The 16140-nt window shown below is 47.6% G+C and carries 15 protein-coding genes; 1 reads left to right on the plus strand and 14 read right to left on the minus strand.

The genetic code is table 11. The features are described from left to right. The first annotated feature begins 18 nt into the window (after positions 1–18). Positions 19–1008, plus strand: coding sequence for a hypothetical protein (locus tag OXH18_RS20900; protein WP_268609397.1), 990 nt, complete (start codon positions 19–21; stop codon positions 1006–1008). A 7-nt stretch (positions 1009–1015) separates the two neighbouring features. Here OXH18_RS20900 and pstB (OXH18_RS20905) read toward each other — a convergent pair whose 3' ends face one another. From pstB (OXH18_RS20905) to pstC (OXH18_RS20970), 14 genes are all read right to left on the minus strand, one after another. Beyond that, a complete protein-coding gene (pstB, locus tag OXH18_RS20905; protein ID WP_268609398.1) occupies positions 1016–1816 on the minus strand; it encodes a phosphate ABC transporter ATP-binding protein PstB in 801 nt (266 codons plus the stop codon). Positions 1817–1960: 144 nt separating this feature from the next. Continuing rightward, positions 1961–2854 (minus strand): phosphate ABC transporter permease PstA, encoded by an 894-nt coding sequence (gene pstA, locus OXH18_RS20910; protein WP_268609399.1) that lies wholly within the window; start codon positions 2852–2854, stop codon positions 1961–1963. Between the two features lie 45 nt (positions 2855–2899). Continuing rightward, positions 2900–3865 (minus strand): phosphate ABC transporter permease subunit PstC, encoded by a 966-nt coding sequence (gene pstC, locus OXH18_RS20915; protein WP_268609400.1) that lies wholly within the window; start codon positions 3863–3865, stop codon positions 2900–2902. Between the two features lie 163 nt (positions 3866–4028). Then, a complete protein-coding gene (gene pstS / locus OXH18_RS20920) occupies positions 4029–5141 on the minus strand; it encodes a phosphate ABC transporter substrate-binding protein PstS (protein ID WP_390904340.1) in 1113 nt (370 codons plus the stop codon). Between the two features lie 318 nt (positions 5142–5459). Beyond that, complete coding sequence (locus OXH18_RS20925; protein WP_268609402.1) at positions 5460–6446, minus strand: phosphate ABC transporter substrate-binding protein; 987 nt, start codon at positions 6444–6446, stop codon at positions 5460–5462. Positions 6447–6494: 48 nt separating this feature from the next. Then, positions 6495–6905, minus strand: a complete 411-nt coding sequence (arsC, locus tag OXH18_RS20930; protein ID WP_268609403.1) for an arsenate reductase, glutathione/glutaredoxin type — start codon at positions 6903–6905, stop codon at positions 6495–6497. 87 nt (positions 6906–6992) lie between these two features. Further along, a complete protein-coding gene (gene arsB / locus OXH18_RS20935; protein ID WP_268609404.1) occupies positions 6993–8141 on the minus strand; it encodes an ACR3 family arsenite efflux transporter in 1149 nt (382 codons plus the stop codon). 28 nt (positions 8142–8169) lie between these two features. Beyond that, positions 8170–9201, minus strand: a complete 1032-nt coding sequence (locus OXH18_RS20940) for a PstS family phosphate ABC transporter substrate-binding protein (RefSeq protein WP_315874771.1) — start codon at positions 9199–9201, stop codon at positions 8170–8172. Between the two features lie 232 nt (positions 9202–9433). Next, positions 9434–9760, minus strand: coding sequence for an ArsR/SmtB family transcription factor (locus OXH18_RS20945; protein ID WP_268609406.1), 327 nt, complete (start codon positions 9758–9760; stop codon positions 9434–9436). A 207-nt stretch (positions 9761–9967) separates the two neighbouring features. Continuing rightward, the gene (locus OXH18_RS20950) at positions 9968–12217 is read right to left on the minus strand and encodes a PhoX family protein (RefSeq protein WP_268609407.1); all 2250 of its coding nucleotides are present in this window, start codon (positions 12215–12217) and stop codon (positions 9968–9970) included. Between the two features lie 192 nt (positions 12218–12409). Beyond that, complete coding sequence (locus tag OXH18_RS20955; RefSeq protein WP_268609408.1) at positions 12410–13162, minus strand: response regulator transcription factor; 753 nt, start codon at positions 13160–13162, stop codon at positions 12410–12412. 167 nt (positions 13163–13329) lie between these two features. Beyond that, positions 13330–14133 (minus strand): phosphate ABC transporter ATP-binding protein PstB, encoded by an 804-nt coding sequence (gene pstB, locus OXH18_RS20960; RefSeq protein ID WP_268609409.1) that lies wholly within the window; start codon positions 14131–14133, stop codon positions 13330–13332. A gap of 116 nt (positions 14134–14249) precedes the next feature. Further along, positions 14250–15170, minus strand: coding sequence for a phosphate ABC transporter permease PstA (gene pstA, locus OXH18_RS20965; RefSeq protein ID WP_268609410.1), 921 nt, complete (start codon positions 15168–15170; stop codon positions 14250–14252). Next, complete coding sequence (gene pstC / locus OXH18_RS20970; RefSeq protein ID WP_268609411.1) at positions 15170–16105, minus strand: phosphate ABC transporter permease subunit PstC; 936 nt, start codon at positions 16103–16105, stop codon at positions 15170–15172. Before pstC (OXH18_RS20970) ends, pstA (OXH18_RS20965) begins: the two co-directional genes overlap by 1 nt. Positions 16106–16140: the final 35 nt, after the last annotated feature.

Below are 16140 nucleotides of genomic sequence, written 5' to 3' on the forward strand. Positions count from 1 at the left end.
TTTGTCTAGCTCAATTCAATGTTTACACTGGTAGGAAAGCTACTAGCGGGGTTGCGGAACGGTGGTTTCATCGTTTTACTATTCACGCTTTTTCTGGTACTAATTTGGGGAACGTTTGCCCCTGTTGGCACACTGGTTTGGTGGCTCGATCGCGGGCAGAAAAAATTAGAAGAACGCAGTCGTGAGTTGGAAGCATTACTGGAAGATAATCCGGCTGAAGGAAATGGTAAAACCTGCTATATCGTTTTTTTGACAGGAGTGGGCGATCTGTCCGCTGATGAATTGACTGATGGCGAAACCGAATTTCTCGATCGCTTAGAGCAAGACCAACCCCAGTGCGTGACGGTGCGGGATGTGTTTCCCTACTCGGCAGCCAACGCCGATGTTAGTGGACAGCAAGTGTTTGATTTTTTGCGGAATGTCACCGAACAGTCCAATGGCTGGTCGGACTTTACTCAATTTCTGCTCGAAACTCGAAATGTTTGGCGGCTGGCGTTGTCGGCTGATAACCGTTACGGACAGGTTTACAATCCTGCGATCGCTCTAACGATTGTAGAGCGTATGGAAGCGCAGCAAGACATTCCTGCTTCTAGCGAAACGCCAATTCAACTAGTATTAATGGGAAAAAGCGGAGGCGCGCAAGTGGCACTGGGGGCAACTCCGTACCTGCAACGATGGTTAAACGCCAATATCACGATTGTTTCGTTTGGTGGCGTCTTCAATGGCAATGACGGCTTTGATGCAGCAACACACGTTTATCACTTTCGGGGCGATCGAGACTGGATTGAGAACATCGGCGGTATTGTGTTTCCATCGCGGTGGCGTTGGACAATCGGGTCTCCCTACAATCGTGCCCGTCGAGAAGACCGTTATACTGTCCTCAGCAGTGGCTCGCATACCCATCAAGGGGACGAGGGCTATTTTGGGTTAGAGGAAGCTGAAACTGGAAACTCCTATGTGGAACTAACGGTTGAGCAAACGAATCAACTGCCAATTTGGAACGAGTAACCAGATACTATCCAAAACGTCCACTGACATAGTTCTTGGTGGTTTCTTGTTGAGGATCTTCAAAAATACGAGCCGTTTGATCGTATTCCACCAAATATCCAAATCGATTTCCGCCCTCTGCTTCTTCGGCATTGAAAAAAGCGGTCATATCAGCAACCCGCGATGCTTGCTGCATGTTATGTGTCACGATCACGATCGTGTAGTGTTGTTTTAATTGTTGCATCAGTTCCTCAACCCGTAAGGTTGAAATGGGGTCAAGGGCAGAGCAGGGTTCATCCATCAAGATCACCTCTGGCTTAATGGCGATCGTGCGAGCAATACAAAGCCGCTGCTGTTGTCCACCAGATAGCGATAGAGCGCTTTGTTGCAAGATATCTTTCACTTCCTCCCAAAGTGCGGCCGATCGTAGCGACTCTTCCACCAAGTCATCTAAGCTACCTTGATGGTCTTGAAGTCGTGCTCCAAAGGCTACATTGTCATAGATGGTTTTGGGAAATGGATTTGGTTTTTGAAACACCATGCCTACGCGACGACGCACTTCAACCGGATCAACCGATTTGTCGTATAGATCGGTGCCGCGATACAAAATGCGTCCTTCGATACGTGTTCCTGGAATCAAGTCATTCATTCGATTAAAACACCGGAGCAATGTACTCTTGCCACAACCAGATGGGCCAATGAGCGCCGTAATCTTATTTTTGAAGATATCAAGGTAAACGTTGCGCAATGCTAACACAGAACCGTAATGCACCGAAACGTTTTCAACATTGAGAACTGTTTGAGTATCTACAGCAGAAGGAGATGGCATTATAAAACCTCTAACGATCGACTACAATTTTCAATTTCTGTGAATTTGGGAATGAATGCTGATAGATACAGTCAGTTCAATACAATCAGCACATGAACACCACTGTTCTGTCTAGTTTATCGAGTACTTCTACTGCCAGTTGCGCTAGTATACCTGTTTCCGTGCCAAGAGACGAGCAATAACGCTGATGATGAGCACAATGCTAAGTAACACTAGCGCCGCTGCCCAAGCTAATTCTTGTTGCGCCCGAAACGGAATGATCGAGAAGAAGTAAATGAGAACAGGTAAAGTGGCGATCGGTCTAAATAAATCAGTAGACCAGAAGTTGTTGTTTAATGCCGTAAATAGCAATGGGGCTGCCTCGCCAGCTGCACGAGCAACCGCTAAGGTGACAGCGGTAGCAATTGCCGGTAGAGCCGTCGGTAACACAATACCAACGGCGGTTTGAAACCGGGTTGCGCCTAGTCCAACTGCTGCTTGGCGCACTTCACGAGGAATTAACAGTAACCCCTCCTCAGCCGTTCGCATGACGATCGGTAGCATAATTACGGCTAGTGACACCCCACCCGCAAAAGCGGAGAAAGAACCTGTTGTTCCCACAACCAGACTGTAGGCAAATAGTCCTGCTAAAATGGCAGGCACTCCTGTTAACACGTTGGCCGAAAACCGCACCCAGTAGGATACTTTGGAACCACGGCCAAATTCAGATAAATAGATGGCTGCCAAAATACCGATCGGTGCGCTCAGTGCAATTGCAACCGCCAACGTCATCAGGGTACCAATAATAGCATGACCGAATCCGCCATCACTAAGTCCTGGTGGCGGTGGCAATTCAGTAAAAATTTCTGGCCTTAATCGCGGTAAGCCTTGTCGAGCAACATCGAAAAGAACAGCGGCGAGAGGAGCCAGAATCAGAAATGTGAAAAAGCCAGCAATGGTGGTCATCGCCGTATTGAAAATCGATTTGCTGGACGTTTTGGAGCGGGTAAGGTTAATGGGTTCGATCGGTGTAGAATAATCGCCCTGAGTACCGGTCATGAGAAACCCTCTTTCATTAGTAAAGTGTCAACAGAAATCTTAAAATTACTCGATATTTTGGAACTTCCGAATGATTAATTCAGCGAGGATATTGACAATTAAGGTCAGAATCATCAATACCAGTCCGGCATATAGTAATGCGGATACTTGTGTACGGCCTGCCTCGCCAAACTGAGATGCAATTAGGGAAGTAATGGTTGCGCCCGGTTCTAGTAACGATACGGTGATGCGGTTAGAATTGCCCACTAGCATAGCGGCGACCATTGTTTCGCCCATGGCTCGACCTAGTGCTAGCATAATTGAGCCAATGATGCCAGACAATCCAGCAGGAATCAGAACACGAAAAATTGTTTCCCAACGAGTGGCTCCCATGGCCATTGCGCCTTGACGCAGTTCTGGCGGCAGAGAGGCCAATGTCCCTCGCGATACAGAAATGATGAGTGGGGCAATCATAATAGACAGCACAATTCCCAGAGTCAGCAAACTATACCCTCTAGGAATACCAGCAAACAGCGGAATCCAACCTAGCGTATCTGAAAGAAATTGATAGAATGGACGTAGGAACGGAATGAATACAAAAATTCCCCACAACCCTAACACAACGCTAGGAATGGCTACAATTAGCTCGATTGCAAAGGCGATCGGTTCGCGAATATATGCCGGAAGAAAATCTTCGCTGAGAAATACTGCTACACCAATGCCCACAGGAACAGCAATCACGAGTGCAATAGCAGATGTCACCAGGGTTCCATAGATTTGGGGCAAGGCTCCATACACATTTGTGACAGGGTTCCAAGTGGTTGTTACTATAAAGCTAAGCCCGAAGGATTGAATGGCCGGCCAAGCTGACATCGCAATTTCAAAAATCACAAACGCCAGAACCGCTGCAACTCCAATCGCCATTACTAGCGTTAGCCATACAAAACCCTGATCCAAAATTCGTTCCGTTGTAATCTCTTTCTCGATGCTATGTCGGTTGTACAACCTTGTTTCTCGCGCTTCTCCTACCATGCCCACCTCTATACAAACTCTCTACATCCAGTTCATTCATCGATAAAGTTACCAACCAAGGAGAAGAGTAGGGCAGTGAACAAATAAAGCGATGGTTTCTCTATCCACTCACCTCCCACTCATCCATCCCTGTACAAGTTCTACTTATCCATGCAGCAAGCCATTACGCTTGTACCTCATCTAACCTTTCTTGAATTCGTTGAACAACACTATCAGGCATGGGTACGTAATCTAACTCCGCTGTAATATCTCGACCGTCGGTCAGCGCCCACTCCAGCACGTTTCTGAGTGTTTGCCAGCGTTGTGGATCATCGTATTCAGGATAAACCAGAATCCAAGTTAATCCTGCGATCGGGAATGCCTGGTCGTTCTCTGGGTCAGGAACCAGCAATCCAAAGTCTTCAGGGATTTCGACATCTTCAAAGGCTGCTGCTGCTGCCTCTGGAGAGGGTTCAATGAAGTTCCCCGATGCATTCTCTAACGTGGCCATTGGAATATCATTCAACTTAGCGTAGGCGTATTCTACATAGCCGATCGCTCCTTCATTTTGCTGAATTAATGCTGTCACGCCTTCATTTCCCTGTCCACCTTGTCCTGTAGGCCAATCTACCGAGGTTCCTACACCAGCTTGCCAATTCGGACAGGCTGAATCTAAATGATTGACGAAGATAAACGTAGTGCCACTACCGTCCGAACGATGGGCAAAGACAATATCGCGATCGGGTAGGTCGAGTCCTTCATTTTCAGCCACAATCGCCGGATCGTTCCACTGAGTAATTTCGCCTGTGGCAATCCCGCAGTACGCCTCGCGGGATAATCTCAGTTCTTCACCTTCAACTTCAGGTAGGTTATAGGCTAGTACAACCGCGCCGCCTGCCATCGGCACCTGAATGGGTTCAGCATTGTACTGCTGTCGGAATGATTCCAATCGATCGCCCTCGATCGGAGCATCGCTGGCCCCAAAATCAACTGTACCGTTAATGTACTGTTCCAGTCCAGCACCGCTACCAACCGACTGATAGCTAATTTGCACACCTGAATCCACTTCCCGGTTATAGGCATCAAACCAGCGTTGGTATAAAGGTGCGGGGAAGGTTGCCCCTGCGCCACTAATTGCCACAGTTTGTCCATCACCCGTTTGAGCCGGGGCATCGCCTGTTCCAGCCGCCGTATCACCCGGAACGGGAGCCTCTGCGGTGCGTGGCCCACACGCTGCAACACCCATAGAAGCGGCCAGAAGCGTGGCCAAGAGGCCCTTCTTGCTACTCAATGTCATAAATCACCTCGTCTTATCTGCTGGTGTTGAAGGTCAATGTTCAACTTGGCCACAGCATGACAACGAAAAATGATTTGAATATGATTGAAGTTTAAGAATACGTTAAGGAAATTTTACAGCACTCAGCAGCAGAAGAACAAAGTGATAATCATCGATTCGTACTATGGCAACGAATGAGTCAATCAGGAGAATCTCAGGTTGCTGAAACCTGAAATGAATGAGTTTGAAGGGCAGACCTGTCTGAACCATCCTTCATACCGCTACATCTCATGAAAGCGTATAAAATTTTACTTCTAAAATTATCAAAAATATACTCAACTAAAGCGGAATGAAACCAACTCGTTCTACAATTTGTTGACCTTGAGGGGATAATGTCATTTCAATAAACTGTTTAACCGCAGGACTTGTTTGTTGTTTTGCGACCAAATAGACTACGCGGCTAATTGGATAATTCCCTGTTCTCACCGCTTCTCGATCGGTTGGAGAGATATCATTGATGGGAACAATGCGCACCGTTTGTTGATTGACAACTTGTTGCACCGTGCTGTAAGTGATGCCGTCCGTTCCTAGCGATCGCAGTAATGGTGTCGTTTCGTCTTGTTGTGCGGTTGTGAAGTTGGGACCGTCTGCTGCAAACGGTTGCCCCAACAAAACAACATCCTGAAACAAAGTATAGGTTCCACTGTCGGGTGCTCGATTGATCACGCGAATCGGTGCAGGTGAGCCGCCCACCTCTGACCAGTTTGTAATTTGCCCTTGAAAGATTTGCTTGAGTTGATCCAGCGTCAGGCTGCCTGTGAAAGGATTATCAACTCCAACCACGATCGCCAAGGCATCTCTGGCGATTGGCACACCCTGTAAGCCAACATTGGTCTCATCTGGCCGCAGCGGACGGGAACTAGCTGCCATCCACACTTGGTCACGAATTAAATTTTGAATGCCAGCGTTAGTGCCATTCGGTCTCCCGTCGGGTACACCATAGGTCGTCGGCAGTGACGGATTGACCTGCGTGTAGGCAAGCTGAAGTTGCTTCATCAACGCCACCATGGTGACACTGCCATCGATCGTCAACACATCTGGATTCGGCAGCGACGGGTCAAGGCGCAATCCCCCAGTTGCTTGATTTGGAGAAGGTGTGGGGTCTGGAGATAATGGGGGCTGGTTTGGTTGAGTTGGGGAAGGTGGAGATTGCCCAAGGCTCGAAATCAAATTTCTGCCAAAGAACCAGAATCCGGCTGCAATCAACCCCACTGTAATTAGAAAAGCCAGCAACAGGGGAACCGTTTCGTTGTTTTGTCGAGCCATAAAGAGAGAAGAACAGCGCAACCAAGCGCAACATAGTTCGACTCCAGTTTAGCCAATCACAGCCGCATCTTTGACCGATTCAATCAGCTTCTCGACCCGCTCTTTAATTTCATCTCGCACACGCGGGAAAATGTCAGGTTGTTCAGCCGGATCATCCAACTGCCAATCCTCAAACACTTCCTGCATCACCCATTCCGGTGGCAAATTTACCCCACAGCCACAAAGCGAAATCACCACATCAAACTCGTCTGCCTTGAAATCACTGAGTGGTTTCGAGTATTGATCGCTGATATCAATTCCGACTTCTTTCATCGCCGCGATCGCCTCCGGACGTACTTGGCTAGCTTCCAATCCAGAACTCGTCACATCAATTTGGCCCTTACCCAAGGTTTTAGCAAATCCCTCTGCCATTTGCGATCGAGCCGAATTCTTCTTACAAACAAACATGACTTTTTTCACAGCAAGTGTCTCCTTTGTACGTGTATACGTGCGACAGGTAATCGGTAATCAGTAGTTGGTTTCCCACTCCTGGTTCCCAACTCCCAACTAATTCCATCCACTGGGAACACAACGAGGATCGGGCAACGTTGCTTTTTCTGGCTCACGGGGAAACCAAAAAGCGGTGCGCTTGCAACACTCAACTAGCATCAGCATCACAGGCACTTCGATTAGCACCCCTACCACGGTTGCGAGTGCGGCTCCAGAGTTTAAACCAAATAGGGTAATGGCGGTAGCAATGGCAACTTCAAAGTGGTTGCTGGCTCCAATTAAAGCCGCTGGAGCAGCATCTTCGTAAGCTAACTTCATCTTTTGGGCGATGACATAGGTGATAAGGAAGATAAAGTTCGTTTGAATGAAGAGTGGAACAGCAATCAGCAGAATATGGAGCGGGTTTCTAACAATGAGTTCACCCTTAAAGGCGAACAGCAATACTAAGGTAATTAGCATGGCTGTGATGGCTACCGGAGTTAAATACTGCAAAAACTCACGCTCAAACCAAGCTTTACCCTTGTGTTTAAAAATCCAATATCGGGAATACATTCCTGCGAGCAACGGCAACCCCACATAGATCAAAACCGAAAGCACGATCGTTTGCCAAGGTACGCTCAAGTTATTAGCAGCTAGCAACCACCGTCCTAATGGTGCATAGAGGAACAACATGGCCAATGAATTCACCGCTACCATCACCAGCGTGTGTCCCTGATTGCTGTAGGATAAATAACCCCACATCAACACCATTGCCGTACAAGGAGCAATACCTAGCAGAATTGCTCCCGCAATGTAAGAATCAGCCAACGGAACTGAAACGCCCCGAATCAATTCAGTTCCAGCAATGAGTGGACGAAACAACCATCCTAGAAAAAACTGAGCAAATACCACCATTGTGAACGGTTTGATTAACCAATTCACAATTAGCGTAAGAATTACAGGCTTGGGGGCGCGAACTGCTTGTTTCGCTTGCGAAAAGTCAATCTTTACCATGATGGGATACATCATGAAGAACAGACAAATCGCGATCGGAATAGATACCTGGTAGATGCTCATAGCGTCTAATGCCACTGCAACGCCCGGAAACAATCGTCCCAGAATCACGCCTGCAATAATGCATAGAAATACCCATACCGTCAGATAGCGCTCAAAAAAGCTCAGCTTACCTCCAGCTTGTACCGCAGATGAATTGCTTCGATCGCTCATGATGCTCCTCTACGCTTCAAAAAGTTAATTAATAGGTCTTCTCCCGCTGAAGAAGATCTTCCAGTTTCAAATTTGTTTCCGCAACGCCACCAAAGGCCGTTCCCACCTTGTTTTGCTGCAAGTGATCTAGTGCAATCGTATAGACTTCATCGGGTAGGGGCACATAGCCAATGGCTTTGGCAAAGGTTTCAGCATTGAGCAGATAGAACTCGACAAATTCTCGCAGTTCTGGCTTGTTTTGCAGCGCATCAGTGTTGACGTAGATAAACAGTGGTCGCGCTAGGGGTTGATAATCACCAGCTACAACAGTTTCTGAAGACGGTAAGACTGGGCCATTCCCGTTGTCGATCGCCACAGGTTTCAGTAACCGCTGGTTCTCTTCATAGTAGGCATAGCCAAAGTAGCCCAAGCCATTGGGGTCAGAACGCAGTCCTCGCACCAGTGCTTCATCATCTTCGCTGGCAGTATAATCGCTGCGGCTAGCGCGAGATTCGCCTACGATTGCTTCGGTGAAGTAATCAAAAGTTCCAGAGTCACTGCCTGCCCCGTACAAGTTAATTGGTTGATTCGGCCAATCCGGGCGAATTTGATTCCAGTTGGTGATCGTTCCCTCAGCCGCAGGTTCCCATAATCGCTTTAACTCGGCAACGGTCATACTTTCTGCCCACGTATTGGTGGGATGTACCGCGACTGTCAGCGCATCATACGCCACAGGCAGTTCTACATAGTTCACCCCTGCCGATCGACAGGCTTCAATTTCACTGGAGTTGATAGGACGAGAAGCATTGGAAATATCAGTTTCTCCAGCACAGAATTTACGAAATCCACCAGTTGTACCGGAGAAAGTGACCGAGAACTCTGCTGTTTCCCGGTTTTCAAACTGGTATTCCTGCACTGCTTCATCAGTGAGGGGATAGACGGTACTGGAACCATCGGCAACGATCGTCACCTGCTCAACGGTTCCAGTTGTTTCAGTTTGCGGTGACTGTGAACCTGTTTGAGTGGTTGAAGTTGGAGCAGAACAGCCCACCGTCAACGCCAGAACACTAAGGGCAACCATCCCGCTGTAGACAGACTGGCGGATGGGTTGGTGAACTTGATGTTGAATCTGGTTTTGATTTTGAATAGATTTTTGAATGAATGTGCTCATAGCTACTTAATTCCCATGATTGTAGCGAAGGGTACATTGCTTATAATTTCAAAAAAAATTGATTTGTCAAGTTATGGAGAAAACAATCTGTGAAAACAATTGTTAATCTTAAAACGAGGCGATATGGCAGAACGGACTGCTGTTACTCTTCCTCATGACAGGTGCGAGACGGTAGGATTGGGCTGAATCGTCGAAACTCGGCTAGGTACTGCTCTAGAATCACAAATTGAGATAGATTCAGGCTGTAGTAAATCCAACGTCCCTCCTGGCGCGATCGAATCAACTTAGCTTCTCTCAGAACTTTCAAGTGGAACGATAGCTTGGACTGCGCCACATTCAGACTCTCGCAGAGATCACACACACATAACTCCTGCTCTCGCAGCAAATCAACCACCTGCAAGCGCAATGGTTCTGAAAGGGCATGAAATCCAGCACTAATTTCGATCGAGGGAAGAATTGCAAAACCCATCAATTTATGTTGAATTAATTTTTGTTGAAACGTTTCTATCTTAAAACAAACTTTAATTTTCTGCCATACCCTCATCAAGTTTACTCAAACTATAAAAAACCGCCCCAAATCGCTGGAGCGGCAAAGATTAATCTAATCACTCATTCAAGTTTCTAACTGCAAAGAGCGATGCGAACTCTGCTAGACGGCTATTTCTCCAGCAATGAATCAGCCAGTGATGCTACCGCCATCTAATCGACGAACGGCAATCACGCTGGGTTTAGCCGGATCATTCACCCCTTTGCCCGGCCAGTTAGATCCGATCGGCACTTCACGAGTTTGTATAAACTCCTGACCATCTGTGGTTCTCATGGCGAATTCACGAGTTTCAGAGGCCATGTTTTGCCGAATTCCGTTATACTCACCGGGATGCTGAGGTGCTAGGAACAGCGTTTTCTCATCGGCTGAGAGAAACGGACCACAGATTTCACAATCCATTGGCCCATAGGCAAACAGATACGCCTCACCTGCATTCGGACCAGACGTAGGAAGATACCAGACTGAGTTGTTACCAAACAAGCCTCGCAAATCAGACTGGCTAACCGCAGAGCCATCCTCTTTAGTGCGGCTAGGAATGGCTTTGTTGTGCTTGTCTGTAGACATATCTGTCACCATCCAAACATTGCCCTTGGCATCAAACATCAGGTTGTCTGGATTGGAGAAGCCCAAACCGCCCTCAGCAGGCTCACCACCCGTTGCGAAAATTTCCCAGGTGAAAGTCATAGCTGCCGGATCACCATTGTCATCAATCAGCTTCATAATCCAGCCGTGCTCATACGGGGTTTCCCCATTCGGTCCTGCAAAAATGCTGGCGTTGGGACCGCCATCGCTACCGCTGGGTGAACCCGAAGTGTAAGCGATGATCAGCGTTCCATCATCTGAGACATCGGTGTCTTCTGGGCGTGCGCCACAGGTAACGCCCGCAGCATTAGCGGCAAAGTGAGCATCAATGAGAATGGCTCCTTGCTTTTCCTCGTCACTCCCAACATAGAGATCGCCAAGGGTGCGGAACTGTTGCTTGTAGGCTGCGATCGCCGCATCATCTTCAACTTTAATACTGCCGCCTGCGGTGCGATCGGGGTTGGGGAGCGTGATGATCCCTCCTACATGCGCACTAGGCAGATCGGGATTAACAGGTGTGTCCAGCGTTAGAGCAATCCACTGCCCTGTCCCATCAGGATTAAATTTTGCACCGTAAAGCATACCATCTTGCAGTAATCGCGAGTTGGCCTTGTCGGTGGGGTTGCTGACCGCGCCGCTGCTAACAAACTTGTAGAGGTGTCCACTACGACGATCGCAAGCGGAATACACCGCCAAGGGCTTGCCCTGTTCGGCTCGGAAGGCAAAGGCTTCGTGGCGATAGCGTCCTAACCACGTGTGCTTCGTGCCATAATCGTTGGCGTTTGCCGGGTCTACTTCTACTGCCCAACCGTATTTGTTGCCCGCATATCCCAACACGTTTCCTTGTCCAGCAATGTCTTCGATTTCGCCTTCTTCCCAAACCCAGTTAAAGGGTTTAGCACTAGGGGGAAAGGAAGTTCCATCCGCATACACAGGTTCTGCAACTTCACCCTGGAAATTTTCTTCAGCACTAAACACGGTTCCCCAGGGGGTGGTGCCACCTGCGCAGTTCTGGTGCGTCCCAATGATTTTGTCTCCAAGTCCATCCAAGTAACCTTGACCACTGGTTTTACGGAAGATAACAGCCGCAGGCCCTGTTACTTTCAGATAATTGCCATCTTCTAGCCCAGAGATACCAGTGATGCGGCGATCGGTTGCAGCATTGGTGCGCTCCCAAGTTCCATCGGCCTTCTTGCGAATGGAGAGGACAGAAAGTCCTGCATCGTATTGAGCCGCTTTGGAAATTTCGTAAATTTGCGCCTTCAAGGGATCGCCATCGGGGAGAGAGAAGGCATCAATTTCACCGTCTGGAGTGGCTTGAATAGCAGCAAGAACTTCATCAAATGGCAAAGATTTGCCAATTACTTGCTGATATGCCTGCTTCCAAGACTTCGCGCTAATATACTCATGATTGACGACTAAATATCCTTCATTAGAAGCCGTTTCAATAAAGGTGACATAGTCGTTGTTGTATCCAAAGTGGTCGTTCTCACCAATGGGATCTCCCCACGAAACAATCACCTGGTAAGTATAACCTTCTGGCAGTACGACATCATCTTGAACCACAAACTGGCTGTAATCGCTCAGTTGTTTGGACTGATCCATGCCGTCATTCAGCAAAGGCATCGGCCCCCGAATGGGTCGAAAGAACAGTCCACCTGCTTGAGCGGACGCCGTTTCACCTTGCACGGAAGGAGAAAATAGTTGTCCGTTTCCGTTCTTCATAAAGGGTTGCAGTGCGATCGAGCCAGCCCCTGCACCCAAGAACATTAAAAAGTGTCTGCGCTTAACCGCCATAATTGTCAGTGCTCTTCTCTCTGGATAGGTTCGTAATTTGTCAAACAATAACCGAATACCACACAATCCTTAAAAAGGATCAAAACCACCCACGAACCTACCAAACGTGTATTAACGATAGATTAAGCAATCGTTAATAACATCCTGTTGAATTCTATAGATTTTCTTTTATTTGTTTTCGCCGATGTCGTTTTACTGAATACTACCCAAACAATAGCCTTTACCTCGTGCCGTTTTAATGTATTGTGGAGCTTTCGGATTCGATTCAATTTTCTTGCGCAACCGTTCAATGTAAGCGCGCAGCGTTTTAGGATGAATTTCGCGATCGTTTCCCCAAACCTGTTTGATCAGTTCCGCCTGAGTTAAAATCTGCTGGGGATGTTTAAGAAATAGTTGTAAAATCCGAAACTCCTGTAGGGGTAAGTTAACAGGCTGTCCCTGAATTTCAACTCGATATTCATCGGGATATAGCCGAATATCGCCAAAGCTTAAAACAGTAGGTTGACAAAGATAATTCAAATGGGAACGTAATAAGCAACGACACCGAGCAACCAGTTCTCGTAGATGAAATGGTTTTGTTAGATAATCATCTGCTCCCATTTCTAATCCTAAGACTTTATCTTCTTCGCTATTTTTATGACTAATCATTAAAATTGGTACAGGATTGCGACGGGCACGAACAAACCGGCAAATTTCCAATCCATTCATTCCTGGTAAAACGGCATCCAGAACAATTAAATGAAACGGAAAATTTTGTCTATCGCTATGTCTTTGTCGTTCAGCAAGATAAAGCTCTTCCCAGGCAGTTCGCCCATCTGACAAGCAAATTACTTCTAATCCCTCTTCAATCAAAGCAAGCCTGACCGTGTCGCAAATAGATTTTTCACTATCAACCAACAAAACTCGTGTGGTTTGATATCCGTTTCGACTGTGCCATTTCTCCATTCCAAGCTACTTATCCAGCCTCTATTCAGCAGGTGAAGCAAAATTCTACTTCATCTCAACATTTCATTCACCCAGCCAAATGCCAAAGTATACCAATCCTACCCACACGAATGGGGGCAGGATTGCATCAACTAAAATAACAACAACAAAAGATCTAATAAATCGAATTAACCAAAGCGACCACTCACATAGTCTCGTGTAGCCTGCTCCATTGGATTGTTGAACACTTGCTCTGTGGGTGCATATTCAACCAAGTAACCGATTTTGTTACCACCTTCCGTGGCTTCTGCGTTGTAGAAAGCCGTATAGTCAGACACACGGGTTGCCTGCTGCATGTTGTGCGTTACAATCACGATCGTGTATTGCTCTTTCAACTCCTGCATCAGTTCTTCCACGCGCAAAGTTGAAATGGGGTCAAGCGCTGAACAGGGTTCGTCCATCAAAATCACTTCAGGTTCGATTGCAATTGCCCGCGCAATGCACAGGCGTTGCTGTTGTCCACCCGACAAGCCCAAACCACTCTGCTTCAGCTTGTCCTTCACCTCGTCCCAGATGGCAGCTTTGCGTAGAGAGGTTTCCACCAGTTCATCCATATTGCCCTTGTAGCCGTTAATCCGAGCACCGAAGGCAATATTTTCGTAGATTGATTTCGGAAAGGGGTTTGGCTTTTGGAACACCATACCAATGCGACGACGCACCTCAACCGGGTCAACACCTTTACCGTACAGATCTTTGCCGTGAAACGTAACCTTACCTTCAACCCTCGCTCCAGGGATCAGATCATTGGTGCGGTTGAAGCAGCGTAGAACCGTACTTTTACCACATCCAGATGGGCCAATAAACGCCACGATTTGGCGCGGAGGAATATCAAGTGACACATCTCGAACCGCCAACGAAGAACCATAATAGACATTGAGGTTCTTCGTGCGAAGAACGGTTTCGGTAATAGTAGGATGAGAGGCATTAACCATAATGGTGAGTTCTGAAATAGATTAAGGTAACAACAAAAAACAAATGATGAACAACTGGCCAGGTAGTAATAGCTCTGCAAACTCAATTGATTAATTGGTGAACCGGAAGCATGAAGTTAACGAGACTGTTGCAGTCTATTGCGTAGATAAATTGCCAGCGAGTTCATTAGCAACAGAACCACCATCAATACAATGATGCCTGCTGCTGCTAATTCGTGGAAAGCAGGTTGTGGACGAGAGACCCAGTTGTAAATTTGAATAGGCAAGGCAGTAAACGAATCGCGAATGCCGCTGGGCAAGAACGAAATAAAAGTCAGCGCTCCGATCGTGATTAGCGGAGCCGTTTCACCGATCGCCCGCGATAATGCCAAGATAGTTCCAGTGAGAATACCGGGTAATGCTTGAGGCAGAATGTGCTCGCGTACTACTTGCCATCGAGTTGCCCCCAATGCAAACCCTGCTTGACGCAAACTACCAGGAACCGCCCGCAACGCCTCACGAGTTGCCACAATTACGATCGGCAACACTAGCAGGGCCAGTGTTAAACCGCCAGATAGAATGCTCCGACCTCCTGTGATAGGAGCCATAAACCGCACAAATGCCGCTAAACCTAACAAGCCGTAAATAATCGAGGGGACTCCGGCCAGGTTAGCAATATTGATTTCGATAATGTTTTCCCACCAGCTATCAGTGACAAACTCTTCCAAAAAAATGCCTGCGCCAACTCCAACGGGAAACGCAACCACAGCCACAATCAGAATCAGCCACAGCGAACCTACCAACGCTGAAAGCAAGCCAGCTTGATCGGGACGACGAGATGGAAATGAGGTCAAGAAGTTCCAGTTTAGGCGAGGCAACCCATCGACTAGTACATCGATCAACAACCAGGCCAGCACCAACAAGCCAAACAACGTACACACCAGTGCCAGCACCGAGAAGATGCTATCTAACTTATAGCGCCCCGCTAAATTTGGTTGAAAAAGACTATCCTTGGGAGCACGCTCATCGTAAAGAATTTGAGAATCTTGGGCAGTCATTAGTCGTACTTCTCCCGGAAACGGTTGACAAACCAGAAGCTGAACAGGTTCAGAACCAAAGTCATCAAGAACAAGGTCATACCCACTGCGAAGATGGTTTTGTAGGCAAGTGACCCGGCGGGTGTATCGCCCAAACTTACCTGTACGATGTAGGCGGTCATTGCCTGCACTGGAACCAGTGGGTTGAAGCCCAAGCGTGGATTTTGCCCTGCTGCCAGGGTCACGATCATGGTTTCACCGATCGCCCGCGATACCGCCAAGATCACGGAGGCAACAATGCCCGATAGCGCGGCGGGTAACACAACTGAGGTAATTGTTTCTCGCTTAGTTGTGCCCAACGCATAGGAACCATCCCTCAAACTGCGGGGCACCGAGTAAATAGCGTCTTCACTGAGAGAAGCGACCAGAGGAATAATCGAAATGCCAAGTACAATTCCAGCACTCAGGGCGTTGAATCCCTGCAATCCTGGGATAAACGCTTGCAGGAACGGTGTCACTGTTAATAGGGCAAAGTAACCAAATACAACCGACGGAACCCCTGCCAAAACTTCTAGCGCTGGCTTCAACCACTTGCGGAGTTTGGGACTGGCATATTCACTGAGATAAATGGCTGCCATTAATCCGAGCGGCACGGCTACCAAAATAGCGATCGCCGAAGTCATAATGGTGGCGCTAATCAGCACGAAAATACCAAACTGCTGATTAGAGAACAACGGCGTCCATTGGCGATCGGTTAAAAAGCGCCAAAGCGGAACCGCTCGAAAGAATTCGATCGTCTCGAAAATTAGTGTTAAGACAATTCCGATCGTCGTGATGACAGAGACAAAGGCAAAAGCCGCAAAAACGACCTTGACAATATTCTCCATCGTTTTACTCAATTGACGATTAGGCTGCCATAAACTGGACGAACCCGGAGTGGGTGAATCAAGAGTCATCGTAGAAATACTGGGTAGAGAAACTACACAAGCCA

The organism is Thermocoleostomius sinensis A174 (assembly GCF_026802175.1).
Taxonomy (GTDB): Bacteria; Cyanobacteriota; Cyanobacteriia; order Elainellales; family Elainellaceae; genus Thermocoleostomius; species Thermocoleostomius sinensis.